The organism is Mesorhizobium loti, from assembly GCF_003148495.1.
Classification (GTDB): Bacteria; Pseudomonadota; Alphaproteobacteria; order Rhizobiales; family Rhizobiaceae; genus Mesorhizobium; species Mesorhizobium loti.
On the sequence record NZ_QGGH01000006.1, the window covers coordinates 254,861 to 271,255 of the forward strand.

Below are 16,395 nucleotides of genomic sequence, written 5' to 3' on the forward strand. Positions count from 1 at the left end.
CTTCCTATCTCAGCTTGAGGGTCGACAGGCCAACCAGCGCCAGGATGACGGCGATGATCCAGAAGCGGATCACCACCTGGCTTTCGGTCCAGCCGAGCTTTTCGAAATGATGGTGGATCGGCGCCATCAGGAACACCCGCTTGCCGGTCATCTTGAAATAGCCGACCTGGATGATGACGGACAGGATTTCCACGACAAACAATCCGCCGACGATGACCAGCACGATCTCGTGCTTGGTGGCGACCGCGACCGTGCCGATCAGGCCGCCCATGGCCAGCGAGCCGGTGTCGCCCATGAAGATCGCCGCCGGCGGCGCGTTGAACCAGAGGAAGCCGAGGCCGGCGCCGATGACCGAGCCAAGCACGACCGCCAGTTCGCCGGTGCCGGGCACGAAATGGATCTGCAGATATTCGGCGAAGACGGCGTTGCCGGAGAGATAGGCGATGACGCCGAAGGAGGCCGCCGCGATCATGATCGGCACGATCGCCAGCCCGTCCAGGCCGTCGGTCAGGTTCACCGCATTGCCGGCGCCGACGATGACGAAGCAGGAGAACGGAATGAAGAACCAGCCGAGATTGACGATGAACTCCTTGGCGAAGGGGAATGTCAGCGACGACGAGAACGGCGCCTGGCCATTGTGCATGATCGCCCAGGCGGCGATGCCGGCGATGACGAATTCAAGCGCCAGCCGCGCCTTGCCGGAAAAGCCGAGATGCGACTGCTTGGTCACCTTGAGATAGTCGTCGTAGAAGCCGATCGAGCCGAAGCCCAGCGTCACCAGCAGCACCACCCAGACATAGATGCTCGACAGGTTCGCCCACAAAAGCGACGAGCCGATGATGCCCGACAGGATCATCAGACCGCCCATGGTCGGCGTGCCGGCCTTCTTGAAATGTGTCTGCGGTCCATCAGCGCGGATCGGCTGACCCTTGCCTTGCCGCAGCCGCAGCGAATTGATGATGGTCGGCCCGAAAATGAAGACGATCAGCGCCGACGTGATCAGCGCCCCGCCGGTGCGGAAGGTGATGTAGCGGAAGACATTGAAGACCGAGACCTTATCCGCAAAATCGACGAGCAGTGTAAACATGCGCTTTTCGTCCCCCGACCTAGGTCTGTTTTCTGGTTGTCGATTCAGCAGGGAATTTGCCCAGCAGCGCATCGACCAGTTTTGCAAAACCGATGCCCTTCGACGATTTGATCATCACCACATCGCCCGGCTTCAGCGCGGCAAGCAGCACCGGCTTCAGCTCCTCGACACCGGCGCGGTATTCCGTCTTGATCTCGGCCGGCAGTATCTCGGCCAGCGCCCGCATCTCCGGGCCGCCGAGAAAGACGGTCTGTGTCCCGGTGCCGACGATGAGCTCGGCAAGGGCAGCATGCAGCTTGGCCGAGTGGTCGCCGAGCTCGAGCATGTCGCCGAGCACCGCGATGCGACGACCCTCGCCCGTCACCGGCGTCGCGTTGAGCAATGCCATCGCAGCGGCCATCGATGCCGGATTGGCGTTGTAGCTCTCGTCGATCAGCGTGATCGGCCCGCCGGGGTGGCTCGAAGTCGGGCCACCGGGGTGGCGCAGGACATGGCGCTTGCCGCGCCCGCGTTCGGCCGAAAGATCGGCCAGCGCGAGTGCCACCTTGTCGAGATCTGCGCCGACCAGATGCGCCGCACCCAGCACCGCCAGCACGTTCTGCACCATATGGCGGCCGGGTGCGCCGATCCGCGCCGTCACCTCGTGGCCGCTGATCCTGGCGGTGATGTCGGAATGATCCGCATGCAATTCGCATTTGACGAGCTTGAAGGTCGAGCGCGCATTCTCGCCGAAGCCGTAGACGTGCTCGACACCGGCGGCCTGCGCCATCTTGTCGAGAATCTTGAAGCGCGCGTCGTCGCGGTTGAGGACGACAGCGCCCTCAGGCTCCAATCCTTCGAAAATCTCGGCTTTGGCCTTGGCGATCTCGTCCAGATTGCGGAAGAAGCCAAGGTGGGCGGCCGCGATCATAGTGACGATGGCGACATGCGGCCTTACCATCTTGACCAGCGGACGGATCTCGTCGGGATGGTTCATGCCAATCTCGAACACGGCATAGTCGCAATCATTGGGCATGCGCGCCAAAGTCAGCGGCACGCCCCAGTGATTGTTGAAGGACTGCGCCGAGGCATGCACCTTTCCGACGGCTTGCAGCACATGGCGCAGCGCTTCCTTGGTGGTCGTCTTGCCGGCCGAACCGGTCACCGCGATGATTTTGGCTTGGGAGCGTTCTCGGGAGGCCACTCCGAGTTTTTCCAGCGCGGCCAGCACATCCTCGACGACGATGATCGGCGCCGTCAGCCGGCCGAGCGACGGCAGCTTGCCTTCGGCCACCACCAGCACGCCGGCACCGGCCTTGATGGCGGCGGTTGCGAAGTCATGGCCGTCCATCGCCTCGCCCTTGATGGCGAAGAAGGCGTCGCCCGGCTGCAGGCTGCGGCTGTCGATCGAAATGCCTGAAATGCCTTCCGGCATCGGCCCGAGAGGCCGCCCGTCCATGGCGGCAACCAGCGCCTCGGAGGTCCACAGCAAGCTCATGCGGCACGCTCCGTGAGCGCTGCGCGAACTTCCTCATGATCGGAGAAATGCAAGGTCTCGGAGCCGATCGTCTGGCCCTCCTCATGGCCTTTGCCGGCCACGATCAGCGTGTCGCCGGCATGCAGCATGGCGACCGCCTCGTGGATCGCCTGGCGCCGGTCGCCGATCTCGATGGCACCGGGGGCAGCCGCGAGGATGGCGGCGCGGATCGTTTCCGGCACTTCGGAGCGCGGATTGTCGTCGGTGACGATGACGACATCGGCAAGCCGCGTCGCAATCTCGCCCATGATCGGCCTTTTTCCCCGGTCGCGGTCGCCGCCGCAGCCGAACACGACGATGACGCGGCCGGTGGTGAACGGCCGCACCGAGGCCAGCACGTTTTCCAGCGCGTCGGGCTTGTGGGCATAATCGACATAGACCGGCGCGCCATTGACGGTGGTGCCGACGAGGTCGAGCCGGCCCGGCGCGCCCTTCAGTTTCTCCAACGCCATCAAAGCCTTGGCGACGGGTGTTCCCGTGGAAATGGCAAGCCCCGCCGAAACCAGCGCGTTCGAAATCTGGAAATCACCGGCCAGCGGCAGGTCGATCTCGTAGAGCACGCCGTCGGCCTCGACCTCGGCGCGCTGGCGGTGGCGCTCGTGCTCAACCCGCTTTAGCCTGAGGAAATCGCCATGGCGGCCGACAGTCAGCACCTTGAGCCCGGCAGCCTGTGCGGCCTGGATTGTCGGCGCCGACCACGGATCGTCGGCGAAGATCACGGCCGGCGCGCCCTTCGGCAGCAGTGTGTCGAACAGGCGCAATTTGGCGCGGTGATAGTCCTCGATGGTCGGGTGATAGTCCATATGGTCGCGGCCGAGATTGGTGAAACCGCCGGCCGCCAGCTTCACGCCGTCGAGGCGGCGCTGATCGAGCCCATGACTGGAAGCTTCCATCGAGGCGTGGGTGACGCCGGCATCGGCCAATTCCCGTAGCAATTGATGCAGAGCGACCGGATCTGGCGTCGTCAGCGAGCCATAATCGTTGCGGCCCGGCGCCACCACGCCGGTGGTGCCGATCGAAGCGGCGGCATAGCCGGCCTGCTCCCAGATCTGTCTGGTGAAGGCGGCGACCGACGTCTTGCCGCTGGTGCCGGTCACCGCGACCATGGTCTGCGGCTGCTTGCCGAAATAGCGGGCCGCACTCAGCGCCAGCGCCAGGCGCGGATCATCGACCGCCAATACCGCAACCGACAGCCCGGCAATGGTGCTGCCCTTGCCCGCCACGATCGCGGCCGCTCCGCGCGCGGCGGCGTCGGCGGCATAAACGGCACCATCGGCCTTGGTTCCGGCGAGCGCAAAAAAGACAACGCCCGGTTTTACCTGGCGGGAATCCGAAGAAATCCCTGTAACCTCCAGATCGACGGAAGCTATTCCCTCGACGGGCAGGATACCGGCTAGATCTCTGAGCTTCATCGAGTCCCGTTCACCGCAACAAAATAGCGCGCTGTTGCCGGCGCGCCCTAAGAATCACTGATAGGAAACCAGCGTTGCACCATTTTCATGGCTGAAATCTGGCTTCACGCCAAGCATGGCAGCCGCACGTCTGATGATGTTTCCCGCCATAACGCCCGCATTCGAGGCCGCGACGTCTGTCATGCCAGGCTTTTCCGGGTGCGGGGCATCGGCAATCGTAAACACAAGGTACTGCGGATCGTCCATCGGGAAGGCGGCGACGAAGGTGTTGAAATTCAACTCCTTCGAGTAGCGGCCGTTGATGACCTTCTCGGCTGTTCCGGTCTTGCCGCCAACCCGGTAGCCGGGGACTCTGGCATTTCTGGCCGAGCCCTTCTCGGCGTTGAGCGTATAGAGGTAGCGCATGCCTTCGACGGTCTTTTCGCTGACCACTTTCTTGGCTGTGGCCATCGCTTCCGCCTGCGTACGTATCAGGAAGGTAGGGTTCATCAGGAAGCCACCATTCATCAGCGCCGCGCAGCCTACAGCCGCTTGCAGCGGTGTCGTCGACACGCCGTGGCCGAAGGCGATCGTGAACGAATTGACCTGTTTCCAGACCTTCGGTTCAGTCGGGCGGGCGACTTCCGGCAGTTCAGTCTGCATCTTGTCCAGAATGCCAAGGCGATGCAGGAATTCGCGGTGCCCCTCGATGCCGACCATCTCGGCCTCCCTGGCCGACCCGATGTTGGACGAATAGAGGAACACCTCCGGCAACGACAGCACACGGTTCTTGCCGTGGAAATCGTGAATGGCCTGATGGCCGACCCGGATTGGATGCGAAGCATCGAAGCGGCTCGCCATCGTCGCCTTGCCGGAATCGAGCGCCATGGCTGAGGTGAAGCTCTTGAAGGTCGAGCCCATCTCATAGAGACCCGCCGACATGCGGTTCAGCCGGTCCTTGTCCTGTGCATTGTAAGGATTGTTCGGATCAAAATCCGGCACCGAGGCCATCGCCACCACTTCGCCGGTCTTTACGTTAAGCACAACGGCGCCAGCGCCCATGGCGCGATAGCGCTCCAGGCCGGCGGCGATCTCGTCGCGCACCACATGCTGGACGCGCAGATCGATCGAAAGCTTCACCGGCTTGAGATCCTTGGCCACCGCGAGGCCCGATGCCTGCAGGTCGCTCAGGCCCTGCTCGTCGACATACTTCTCCATTCCGGAGATGCCCTGGTTGTCGATGTTGGTAAGCCCGACAATGTAGGACGAGGTCTCGCCGCTCGGATAGAAACGGCGCTTCTCGGTGCGGAAGCCGAAGCCGGGAATGCCGAGCTGCATGATGTCGGACTGTTGCTTGGGCGTCAGCTGCCGCTGCAGCCAGACAAAGCCGGCGCCGCTCTTCAGCTTGTGGTAGGTCTGCTCATAGTCGATGTCCGGAAGCACCGTCGACAGCTTCTCGATCGCCTCATCGGCGTCGACGATCCGGCGCGGTTCGGCAAACAGCGACGCCGTCTTGATGTCCGTCGCCAGCACTTCGCCGTTGCGGTCGACAATGTCGGGCCGCGATGCCGTCACCCGGCTCTGCGGACCGCCAGACATGTCGGGGGTCTGGAAGCCGAGATAGACCAGCCGCCCGGAAATGGTCGAGAAGATGCCGAAGAACACCGCCATCGTCATCACGATGCGCGTCCTGCCCTTGCCGCCGGTCGCCTTGCGGGCGCCATCGACCACGATCGATCCGTCTTCACTCGTCCTGGCGCGACGCTTCAGCAGTTTGCCGATCATTGGGCGATGCCTCCGGTCACCACGGGATCCCTGCCGCCCGGAGGCGCTTGGTCGGAATTGTCGGCCATACCACCCTGGCGTCCGTTCAAGATGTCCTGAATGTCCAGGGCTTTGGCCGGCAGATCACCGATGCCGACGATCTGACGAGCGCTGACCGGTTCCAATGCGAGCTGTGATTTGTAGAGTTCGGTCAGCTTCTGCAGCCGCGACGGCTGGGTGAGCAGGCTCCAGTCCGCCTTGAGCAGGTCGATCGTGTCCTCTTCATAGCGTATCTGCGCATGGATCTTCTGCACCGACGCCAATTGTTCCTCGGCCTCGCGCTTGGCCTTGTAGGTAAGGGCCGCCGCCGCAACCATGACGGCGATCAGGACGATGTCGCTGGTACGAAACACTTAGCTACCTCTCCCCCGGCCGGTCGATACCGGGAAGCTTTGGAAGGCCGAAAATCGAAAAGTCGCCACTGCGGACCGGCGCCTCGGTGCGGATCGCCGCGCGCAGCCTGGCCGAACGGGCGCGCGGATTGGCCGCCACCTCGGCGTCGCCGGCCGTCACGCCGCCACCCGCCTTGCGGAAGGTCGCGGTGCGCGCATGAGCCTCGGGCAGGTGACGCGAGCCGGTCGCGACGTCGGCTCGGTCGGCGATGAAACGCTTGACGATGCGGTCTTCCAGCGAATGGAACGTCACCACGGCGAGCCGTCCGCCCGGCTTCAGCGCGCGTTCGGCGGCAAACAAGGCCTTGGCCAGTTCGCCAAGCTCATCATTGACGAAGATGCGCAGCGCCTGGAAGACGCGCGTGGCCGGATGGATCTTGTCCTTCGGCGCGCGACCGATATGCGTCTCGATGGCGTCGGCGAGTTCCAGCGTGCGTTCGAACGGGCGCTTTTCGCGGCGAGTCTCGATCATGCGGGCGATGCGCCCGGCATGGCGCTCCTCGCCGAGGAAGCCGAAGATGCGGGCAAGGTCGCCCGGCTTGAAGCTGTTGACGACGTCGGCGGCGCTCAAACCAGCCTGCGCCATGCGCATGTCGAGCGGCCCGTCGGCACGGAACGAAAACCCGCGCTCGGCCTGGTCGAGCTGCATCGAGGACACACCGATGTCGAGCACGACGCCGTCGGCGCGCTCGACATGTTCGTCCAGCGTCGAGAACGGCGCCTGCACCAGCCGCAACCGGCCGCCCGACTGCACTTCCATATCGCGCCCGGCCGCAATGGCATCAGGATCTCGGTCGATCGCCACCACGGAGGCGCCCGTCGCCAGAATGGCCCTGGTGTAGCCGCCGGCGCCGAACGTGCCGTCGATGATGATGTCGCCCTGCGCCGGCGCCAGTGCTTCGAGCACTTCGCCAAGGAGGACCGGAATGTGGCGGGCCGATCCGCCAACGGCGTGAAGGTCATCGCCGTGGCTCGCCGTCATTCCGGTCGCTCCCCAGGCTTCGTCCCCTGCCGAAGCTGCAAAAGCCGGGCCCGCGCTTGCGCCCCATAGGCGGCAAGCCGTCCCGGCTCCCAGATCTGAAAGAAATTGCCGCGCCCGACAAAGGCCACTTCCGCCGAAATGCCGGTGTGTTCGCGAATGAAATCGCTCATCGTGATGCGGCCGTCCTGGTCGAGTTTCAAGAAGGTTCCGTCGCCATGGCAGAAGAACGACATATCGTCCGCCGTCTGCAGGAAGGGATCTTCGAGCGCGATGCGCTGCTCGTAGCGGTCGAGCAGGTCGAGCCCGCCGACATCCATCGCCGACAGGTCCAGGCAGCGCAGCGCGTAGAGCTCCGAATAGCCGCGCTTCTGCACGACGGCACGGAAATGCGCGGGAACGGATACCCGTCCCTTCGCATCGATCCTGCTCACCGTGTTTGACAGAAACCGGTCCATTAAACGCTACAGCCGCTTGCGCCGCCGCACCCCTCTCCATCTTGTCGCACGCGCCGCCGCAGCGCGTTCCCTGCCCCGTATCAACCTCGTCCGCACGGGCAAAAACCGGCAAACGCGCAGCCGCCGCGGCTGCCCGATTGGCGTACGCTTTACCCTGACGCGGAACGAAGGCTTTGATGTCGAAATGGGATATCATGGGGCACTATGGGCGTCAACGGGAATAGGCTTCACAAACACGCGCGCCGCAACCAATGAGAGCAGCCGTGACGGCACGTCTCGTCTTTATGGATCATTAAGCCTAACGAAGCGTTTAGAGCCGCCTGGCCCAACCCGACGCGCCTTGCCGCGAGCCGCTGCCGGGCATAGCGTCTGGCACATCTCGTCGGTCGCAAACAGGGTTGGAAATTCGATGTCCGAAACAGCAAAGTCACGCGCTGCAGCACTTCCTCATTTGCGTCGCGGCGGACTTGCCATGGGCGATTCCATCCCGCTGCCCCTGACCATGGCCGCCATTTTTCATGCGCCCGGCGACGCCACCGGCTTCAACCAGTACGGCCGCTTCAGCAACCCGACCTGGGATGCGATTGAACATATGCTGGCTCATCTGGAAGATGCGCCCTGCGTCGCCTTCCCTTCCGGAATGGCGGCAATCTCGGCGGCGTTTTTTGCCGTGCTCAAAGCCGGCGACCGTATCCTGCTGCCTTCGGACGGATACCACACGACAAGGGCGCTGGCCGATCGCTTCCTCAAGCCGCTCGGCATCACCTACGATGTCAGGCCGACTTCGACCTTCCTCGATGGCGGCTTCGATGGCTATCGCGTGGCGTTTGTCGAAACCCCTGCCAATCCGGGGCTGGATATCTGCGACATCGCGGCCGTCGCCGATGCTGTTCACAAAGCCGGCGCGATCCTTGTGGTCGACAACACGACCATGACGCCCTTCGGCCAGCGGCCGCTCGACCATGGCGCCGATATCGTCGTTGCCGCCGACACCAAGGCACCCAATGGCCATTCCGATGTGCTGTTCGGCCATGTCGCCAGCCGCAATGCCGATATCATCGCCGCCGTGACCGGCTGGCGCGAGGTTTCCGGCAGCATTCCCGGGCCGTTCGAAGCCTGGCTAGTGCATCGCGGCCTCGAAACACTGGATGTGCGCTTCGATCGCATGTGCTCGTCGGCGGAAGTCATCGCGCGGCGGCTGCAGGGTCACCGGGCAATCAGCGGCCTGCGTTATCCCGGGCTGGAAGGCGACCCGTCGCACAACCTGGCCCGCGCCCAGATGGAGCGCTTCGGCTTTCTCATCTCTTTCGAGCTTGCCTCGGAGGACAAGGCCGAGGATTTCATCAACAACTGCGAACTGATGCAGGCCGCGACATCCTTCGGCGGCGTCCACACCTCCGCCGAGCGGCGCTTGAAGCGAGGTGATGCGGTTCCCGCTGGTTTCGTTCGCCTCTCGGTCGGCTGCGAGCCGGTGGAAGAGCTCTGGAAGGCGATCGAGACGTCGCTGGACAAGATCAGCAGCTGAAATCGACTAGCGAGCCAGGTCATCGGCCTCAATGTTGCGCTTGCATGGATGGATCGCTGAACAAGCTTGAATCAACAGGCGCGCCCGAGGGCGCAACCTGCTGATCTCAAAATACTTCTCTTCGATATGGAGAGAATTGCCAGCTGGCCTGTAAGCCGGGTTCTGTATGGCCCTCGCCCCTTGCGAGGCGAGAACGTGGCGGCCATTCATCTTGGGCGCATGTTGCCATGCGCCTCACGCAACCTACCCGGACGGTGAGCCGGAAACAGCCCTCGAGGGTTTCCCCTCGCACCGCCCCTATTCGGTCTTGCTCCCGGTGGGGTTTACCGTGCCGCTCCTGTTGCCAGTCGCGCGGTGGGCTCTTACCCCACCCTTTCACCCTTGCCACGGGTAAACCGTGGCGGTTTGCTTTCTGTGGCACTTTCCCTGGGGTCGCCCCCGCCGGCCATTAACCGGCACCGTGTTTCCATGGAGCCCGGACTTTCCTCACCCGCGACCTTTCGGCGTTTGCGGGTGCGGCCGCCCAGCCAGCTGGCAAGGCGTATAAAGGGGTTCACGCCCAAAAACGCAAACGAAAAAGCAGACTTATGCGGGCGATCCAAGCGCAGCCATCTGCACCTTGACCTTGCCGCAATAGGCGGCTGACACCGGGTTCATCCGCGTTGCAGCGTGTCCGGCATTGTATTTCAGAATCGTGCCGCAGGTGGTGCCGCCGCCGAGACTCCGCGCCATGGCAAGGTATTTCATGCCGTATTTGATATTGGTGTCGGGATCGAACAGGCCCTTAGCGGAACCGTTATAGCCCATCATCCGCGCCGTTGCCGGCTTGATCTGCATCAGGCCGATCTCGCCGGCGCTGCCGACGATGTTGGGCCGGTAGTTGCTCTCGATCTTGATGACCGCCGTGGCGAGCGACACCGGCACGCCTTCGATCGCCGCATAGCGGGCAACGATTGCGGAATACTGACCGCTGCTGGCCACTGCGGCCGTCGACGCCGCAGCGTTCCTGAGGCCAATCGACGCCGTTGCCGTCATGTCGACGGTCTTGCGGCCGCGCTTCGTCTGCCTTTTGGCGGTGGACTTCTTCGCTTTGGACCAGCTTGCCTTTTCCGCTTTGGCGGAAGCCCGCTTCGTCGCCTTGGCGTCGTGGCCTGCCTTGCCGCTTTTGGCGGATACCGCGACAAACCCCTGATCGGCCCGCGGATTGAATGACGCGGCGTTCGCGGAATTGAAGGCAAAAGTCATTACGCCGGCAGCAAGAGCTGCCGTTAAAACGGTCAATTTCTGCATGTGATCCTGTTCTGTCTGGGCTGCGCGAAGATGTTCACGCAGCAACGCCTAATCAATATCGGAACAACCCGGGGGCTGGGGGTTCGACATCTGCACGTCAGCCGTTTGACGTTCGAATTGGTGCCAAACAAGGCCAGGCAAGTCACATTGAGTGACAGCCTGTAATTTAAGGATTGGAAAGGATTGCTTGGGAGAGGCCTCCCGGAGGTCAGGATCTTATGGAAGCAAGCAGCCTTTGCAGCGTCCGCAGCGTGGAGCCGTCGGCAACACCATCCACCCTGCGCGGCCGGAAATGCCGCTGAAAGGCCTCGACGACGATCTCCGTCTGCCGGTCGAAAATGCCCGATATCTCGACGCCATAGCCGTAGAGCGCCAGCATCGATTGCAACGCCTCGACATCGCCGCCGGTGTCACCGGCCGTCAGCGTGGCCCCCTGTCTTACGGGTGCGGCAGCCACGAGATGGCCGACACCGGCATCGAACAGCGTCCGCCACGGAAACTTCTCGCCCGGATCGACCTTGCGCCCCGGCGCCACGTCGGAGTGCGCCAGCACCCGCTCGGCGGCTATCGAATGCCGCCCGGCGATCCCCCTGCACAGCCCGATCACCGCATCGATCTGCCGCCTGGGGAATCCGGGATAGCCCAGCGAATGTCCCGGATTGACGATCTCGATGCCGACCGAACAGGAATTGATGTCGGCGCGTCCGAACCACGAACTCTTGCCGGCGTGCCAGGCGCGGTCGCTTTCCCTGACCATCTGCACGATGTGGCCGTTCTCATGGACGAGATAATGCGACGAGACCTCGCTCGCCGGATCGCACAGCCACGCTTCGGCTCCGGCGCCGGTCGCCATGCCGGTGTAGTGCAGCACGATCATATCAGGCTTGAGTGTGTCGCGCCGCGGACCAAAATTCGGCGATACCCTGACCTCGGCACGTGGCTCGTCGGGCAGGAAGCCGCTCATGCGTGGCGCAGGCCCCGCTCGATCATCTCATAGGCGGCATTGATCGCCGCCACCCTGGTCGTCGCGATCTTGATGAATTCCTGCGGCAGGCCGCGCGCGATCAGCCGATCCGGATGATTGTCGGAAACCAGCTTGCGATAGCGCTTCTTGACCTCTTCGAACGGCTTGCCGCGCTCGATGCCCAGCACGACATAGGGATCCCCGGCGCCGAGATTGACGTGCCGCGCCATGATGCTCTCGTAATGGGCCTCGTCGATGCGGAAAATCTCGGCGATGCGGTGCAGGAAGAGCCCTTCGTGCTCATGCACCAACCCGTCGGCCTTGGCGATGTGGAACAGGCCGTCGAGTATGTCTTCCAGCATCACGCAGTTGGAATGCCCGGAACCGCACATCTGTGCCATCCGCTCGGCATAGGTCTCGAAACCGGCCACGTCGCGCTGGGCGAGATCGAACAGCCGCGCCACATTGCGTGTCTCCTTGGGCGGCACGTCGAAGATTTCCTGGAAGGCGCGCACCTCATCCTGGGTGACGATGCCATCGGCCTTGGCCATCTTGGCCGACAGCGCGATCATCGCCACCGAGAAGGCGACACGCCGGCGCAAATCCGCATCGCCGGAGAAAACCGTGCGCACGGCCTCGACGACATCGGCGACACCCGATGAGGCTGAAGATGAAACGCGGGTGATGAATTCGCCGAGGCGATCCCAAATCGACATGGCCTGCTTCTTAGAGCCACCGCCCCTTGCTATCAAGCCGGGACAGTGCCGCAGGCCTGCTGCGGCCAATGCGCGGACAGCATGAGAAAGGCCGACGTGAGCCGGCCTTTCTCATTCATCACACGAAGTGCTGCGTTACTGACTACTGCGCGGGCGCAGGAGCTGGTGTTGCCGGAGCCGGCTCGGCAGGCTTCTCGGGTGTGATGCTCTTTGTGGTCGAGTTATCCGTTGCCGGAGGCGTCGCGGCCGGCGGCGTGGCTTCCGGGGTAGCCGGCTTCATCGGCTGTTCGGCGGCCGGCGGGTTGGTGCTCTGGGTGGTGGTGTTATCCGTGCCGCTGTCACTGCAGGCGGCAACGCCAAGCAAGGCCAGTGCGGAAACGGACGCAAGAATGAGCTTTTTCATATCATCTCTCCTTCAACAGACGCTCACGTTCCAGTGAACGCTCGAAGAGGAAATGCATTAGATAGCCATGAGTTTCGTAACGTTGCGTGTCCGCATGTAACATCATGCGCATGGCCGTTGCCGGCCAAGCCATTGCGAACTAACAGATTGCATCGACAAAATGCCGGGAGCATGCCGCATGACCACGAAGTGGGATTTCTGGATCGACCGCGGCGGCACGTTCACCGATGTCATCGGCCGCGACCCGCAGGGCGGGCTGCATCCCCGCAAGCTTCTCTCCGAAAATCCCGAAGCCTATACCGATGCCGCCATCCAGGGCATTCGCGACCTGCTCGGCCTGTCCGCTGGCGACGCGATCCCACCCGGCCTGATCGGCGACATCAAGATGGGCACCACGGTCGCCACCAATGCGCTGCTGGAGCGCAAGGGTGACCGCGTGCTTTTGCTCATCACCAAGGGCTTTCGCGATGCGCTGAAGATCGCCTACCAGGCGCGCCCGGACATCTTCGCCAAGGAGATCATCCTTCCCGAGCAGCTCTACGAGCGCGTCATCGAAATCAACGAGCGCGTGCGCGCAGACGGCTGCGTCGAACAATTGCTCGACATCGCCGCCTGCCGGCCGGCGATCGAACAGGCCAGGGCCGATGGCATCGACGCCGTGGCCATCGTCTTCATGCATTCCTGGAAATACCCCGACCACGAGAAGGCGGTGGCAAAGGTCTGCCGCAAACTTGGTTTCGGCCAGGTCTCGGTCAGCCATGAGGTCTCGCCGCTGATCAAACTGGTCGGCCGCGGTGACACCACGGTGGTCGACGCCTATCTGTCGCCGATCCTGTCGCGATATGTGCAGAGGGTGGCGGGAGAGTTGGGGATTGTTGGAAGCGGCGTCAGCACTGCCGCCGAGGGGCTGCACCAACCTCATCTCATGTTCATGATGTCGTCGGGCGGCCTCACCGCCGCCGACATGTTCCAGGGCAAGGACGCGCTGCTGTCAGGGCCGGCCGGCGGTGTTGTCGGTATGGTCGAGACGGCGAAGCTTGCCGGCTTCGGCAAGGTCATCGGCTTCGACATGGGCGGCACCTCCACCGACGTCGCCCATTATGACGGCGAGTATGAGCGCGCCTTCGACACCGAAGTCGCCGGCGTGCGCATCCGCGCGCCGATGATGCGTATCCACACCGTCGCCGCCGGCGGCGGCTCGATCCTGCATTACGAGGCCGGCCGCTTCCGTGCCGGGCCGGATTCCGCAGGCGCCAATCCCGGCCCTGCCGCCTACCGGCGCGGCGGCCCGCTCGCCGTCACCGACGCCAATGTCATGCTGGGCAAGCTGCAGCCCGATTTCTTCCCGGCCATTTTCGGACCCGGCCAGGACCAGCCGCTCGATGTCGAGACGGTGCGGGTAAAATTTGCCGCACTGGCCGCCGAAATCGGCGATGGCCGCTCACCCGAAGCCGTCGCCGAAGGCTTCGTCACCATTGCCGTTGAGAACATGGCCAACGCCATCAAGAAGATCTCCGTCCAGCGCGGCTATGACGTCACCGAATATCTCTTGAACTGCTTCGGTGGCGCCGGCGGCCAGCACGCCTGCCTGGTCGCCGACGCGCTCGGTATGGAGGCGGTGCTGATCCATCCCTTCTCCGGCCTGCTGTCGGCCTATGGCATCGGCCTGTCCTCGGTCTTTGCCTCGCGCCAGCAGGCGCTGCTCAAGCCGCTTGCCGAAGAGTCCAGAACGGAGATCGGCAACCTCATTGCCATCTTGAGAAAAGCTGTTGTCGCCGAACTCTCAGCGCAAGGCATCGCCGAGAATACGGTTGCCGCGAAGCCGGTGCTGCATATTCGCTATGATGGCACCGACACGACACTTCCGGTGAATTTCGAGGCAGACTCGATTTTCCAGGCCAAGCGCGATTTCGAAATCGCCCACAAGGCGCAGTTCGGTTTCGTCTATGACGACAAGCCGATGATCGTCGAGACCGTCGGCGTCGAAGGCACCGACACCGGCGGCGCAGGCCGCGACGAAACCGAATCGCAAACCGAAGACCTTGCCGTAAGTCCTTCGCAGACCCGCGAAATCTTCACTGAGGGAGAGTGGCGCGCTTCAGGCATCTTCCGCCGCGAGGCGCTAAAGCAGGGAAACAGGATTGCGGGGCCTGCCTTGATTATCGAGCCGAACCAGACAATTGCCATCGAGCCGGGCTGGCTGGCCGAAATCACCGCCAGGAACCATGTGCTCCTGCGCCGCGTCGAGAAAAAGCGCCGGCAGGCAGCGCTCGGCACCGAGGCCGACCCGGTCATGCTGGAGGTTTTCAACAATTTGTTCATGTCGATCGCCGAACAGATGGGCGTGACGCTGCAGAACACCGCCTATTCGGTCAACATCAAGGAAAGGCTGGATTTTTCCTGTGCCGTCTTCGACCGCACCGGCGCACTGGTCGCCAATGCGCCGCATATGCCGGTGCATCTGGGCTCAATGGATCGTTCGGTCGAAACCATCATCCGGCTGAATTCCGGCGACATCCATCCCGCCGACGTCTTTGCTCTCAACGCGCCCTACAATGGCGGCACGCATCTGCCCGACATCACAGTGGTGACGCCGGTTTTCGACGATATCAAGCAGCACATCCTCTTCTGGGCCGCCTCGCGCGGCCATCATGCCGATATCGGTGGGACGGCACCCGGCTCGATGACGCCGCTTGCCACCACGGTCGACGAGGAAGGTGTTCTGTTCGACAATTTCCGCATCGTCGATCGTGGCCGCTTCCGCGAGAAGGAGCTGGAAACGCTGCTCACTGACCACCGCTACCCGGCCCGCAATCCGCACCAGAACATCGCCGACCTCAAGGCGCAGATCGCCGCCAACGAGAAGGGCGTCGCGGAACTGCGCAAGATGGTCACGCATTTCGGCCTCGATGTCGTCGAGGCCTATATGGGCCATGTCCAGGACAATGCCGCCGAAAGCGTGCGCCGCGTGCTGGAGCGGCTACCCGACAGTTCGCAGTACGAATACCCGACCGACACCGGCCAGGTCATCAAGGTGAAGATCACGGTCGACCGGCAAAAGCGCAAGGCAACCGTCGACTTCACCGGCACCTCGCCGGTCATGAAGAACAATTTCAACGCGCCCGAACCCGTCGCCCGCGCCGCCGTGCTCTATGCCTTCCGCGTCATGGTCGAGGACATGATCCCGATGAATGCCGGGTGTCTGCGGCCCATCAACATCATCATTCCCGACGGCTCGATGCTGAAACCCGCCTACCCCGCCGCGGTCGTTGCCGGCAATGTCGAGACCTCGCAGCATGTCACCAACGCGCTGTTCGGCGCCATGGGCGCCATGGCCAACGCGCAAGGCACGATGAACAACCTGACCTTCGGCAACAAGACATACCAATATTACGAGACGATCTGCTCCGGCTCGCCGGCCGGCCAGATGAACTCCGGCCGCGGCTTTGCCGGCACCTCAGGCGTCCACACCCACATGACCAATTCGCGCCTCACCGATCCCGAAGTGCTGGAGCTGCGCTTTCCCGTAATGCTCGAGGATTTCCACATTCGGGAAGGTTCCGGCGGCAAGGGCAAATGGAGCGCCGGCGACGGCACCAAACGCACCATCCGCTTCCTCGAAAAGATGGAATGCGCGATCCTGTCCTCGCACCGCAACCGGCCGCCGCAAGGGCTGGACGGCGGCGGCGATGGCGAGGTCGGTTCAACCAAGGTCCGCCGCAAGGACGGCACGATCGACATGCTGAAAGCCTGCGACCAGACCGTGTTGCAGGCCGGAGACGCCGTCATCCTGACGACACCGACGCCGGGCGGATTTGGCAAGCTGTAAGGAGGCGTCAACAGGCTGTCA

Annotated in this window: 13 protein-coding genes and 1 other RNA gene; 2 read left to right on the forward strand and 12 right to left on the reverse strand. The window is 63.2% G+C overall.

Translation table 11 applies throughout. The features are described from left to right. Nucleotides 1-4: 4 nt before the first annotated feature. The 7 genes from mraY to mraZ are packed head-to-tail and all read right to left on the reverse strand — an operon-like array spanning nt 5 to nt 7,647. Nucleotides 5-1,087 (reverse strand): phospho-N-acetylmuramoyl-pentapeptide-transferase, encoded by a 1,083-nt coding sequence (gene mraY / locus C8D77_RS23110; RefSeq protein ID WP_109668258.1) that lies wholly within the window; start codon nt 1,085-1,087, stop codon nt 5-7. Between the two features lie 19 nt (nt 1,088-1,106). Beyond that, complete coding sequence (locus C8D77_RS23115; RefSeq protein ID WP_109668260.1) at nt 1,107-2,564, reverse strand: UDP-N-acetylmuramoylalanyl-D-glutamyl-2,6-diaminopimelate--D-alanyl-D-alanine ligase; 1,458 nt, start codon at nt 2,562-2,564, stop codon at nt 1,107-1,109. After that, the gene (locus C8D77_RS23120) at nt 2,561-4,015 is read right to left on the reverse strand and encodes a UDP-N-acetylmuramoyl-L-alanyl-D-glutamate--2,6-diaminopimelate ligase (protein ID WP_109668262.1); all 1,455 of its coding nucleotides are present in this window, start codon (nt 4,013-4,015) and stop codon (nt 2,561-2,563) included. Before C8D77_RS23120 ends, C8D77_RS23115 begins: the two co-directional genes overlap by 4 nt. Nucleotides 4,016-4,069: 54 nt before the next feature. Next, on the reverse strand, nt 4,070-5,779 hold the full coding sequence (locus C8D77_RS23125) for a peptidoglycan D,D-transpeptidase FtsI family protein (RefSeq protein ID WP_109668264.1): 1,710 nt from the start codon (nt 5,777-5,779) through the stop codon (nt 4,070-4,072). Continuing rightward, a complete protein-coding gene (gene ftsL, locus C8D77_RS23130) occupies nt 5,776-6,171 on the reverse strand; it encodes a cell division protein FtsL (RefSeq protein WP_109668266.1) in 396 nt (131 codons plus the stop codon). Before ftsL ends, C8D77_RS23125 begins: the two co-directional genes overlap by 4 nt. A gap of 4 nt (nt 6,172-6,175) precedes the next feature. Next, complete coding sequence (gene rsmH, locus C8D77_RS23135; RefSeq protein WP_109668268.1) at nt 6,176-7,192, reverse strand: 16S rRNA (cytosine(1402)-N(4))-methyltransferase RsmH; 1,017 nt, start codon at nt 7,190-7,192, stop codon at nt 6,176-6,178. Beyond that, entirely contained in the window at nt 7,189-7,647 is a 459-nt protein-coding gene (gene mraZ, locus C8D77_RS23140) for a division/cell wall cluster transcriptional repressor MraZ (RefSeq protein ID WP_109668271.1), read from the reverse strand. Before mraZ ends, rsmH begins: the two co-directional genes overlap by 4 nt. Nucleotides 7,648-8,056: 409 nt before the next feature. On the opposite strand from mraZ, the gene C8D77_RS23145 reads away from it, so the two are divergent. Beyond that, nucleotides 8,057-9,172 carry a cystathionine gamma-lyase gene (locus tag C8D77_RS23145; RefSeq protein ID WP_109668274.1) on the forward strand — a complete coding sequence of 372 codons (1,116 nt, stop codon included), beginning with the start codon at nt 8,057-8,059 and terminating at the stop codon, nt 9,170-9,172. A gap of 135 nt (nt 9,173-9,307) precedes the next feature. On the opposite strand, the gene rnpB is transcribed toward C8D77_RS23145, so the two are convergent. From rnpB to C8D77_RS23170, 5 genes are all read right to left on the reverse strand, one after another. Next, nucleotides 9,308-9,707: RNase P RNA component class A (rnpB, locus tag C8D77_RS23150), an RNA gene on the reverse strand. A 50-nt stretch (nt 9,708-9,757) separates the two neighbouring features. Continuing rightward, nucleotides 9,758-10,462 (reverse strand): lytic transglycosylase domain-containing protein, encoded by a 705-nt coding sequence (locus C8D77_RS23155; RefSeq protein WP_109668276.1) that lies wholly within the window; start codon nt 10,460-10,462, stop codon nt 9,758-9,760. 208 nt (nt 10,463-10,670) lie between these two features. Then, on the reverse strand, nt 10,671-11,426 hold the full coding sequence (locus C8D77_RS23160; RefSeq protein WP_109668278.1) for an N-acetylmuramoyl-L-alanine amidase: 756 nt from the start codon (nt 11,424-11,426) through the stop codon (nt 10,671-10,673). Further along, nucleotides 11,423-12,142 (reverse strand): J domain-containing protein, encoded by a 720-nt coding sequence (locus C8D77_RS23165; RefSeq protein ID WP_109668281.1) that lies wholly within the window; start codon nt 12,140-12,142, stop codon nt 11,423-11,425. The genes C8D77_RS23160 and C8D77_RS23165 overlap by 4 nt, the downstream gene beginning before the upstream one ends. Nucleotides 12,143-12,284: 142 nt before the next feature. Further along, complete coding sequence (locus C8D77_RS23170) at nt 12,285-12,545, reverse strand: hypothetical protein (protein ID WP_109668284.1); 261 nt, start codon at nt 12,543-12,545, stop codon at nt 12,285-12,287. A 178-nt stretch (nt 12,546-12,723) separates the two neighbouring features. On the opposite strand from C8D77_RS23170, the gene C8D77_RS23175 reads away from it, so the two are divergent. Further along, entirely contained in the window at nt 12,724-16,374 is a 3,651-nt protein-coding gene (locus C8D77_RS23175) for a hydantoinase B/oxoprolinase family protein (RefSeq protein WP_109668287.1), read from the forward strand. The last annotated feature ends 21 nt before the right edge of the window (nt 16,375-16,395 follow it).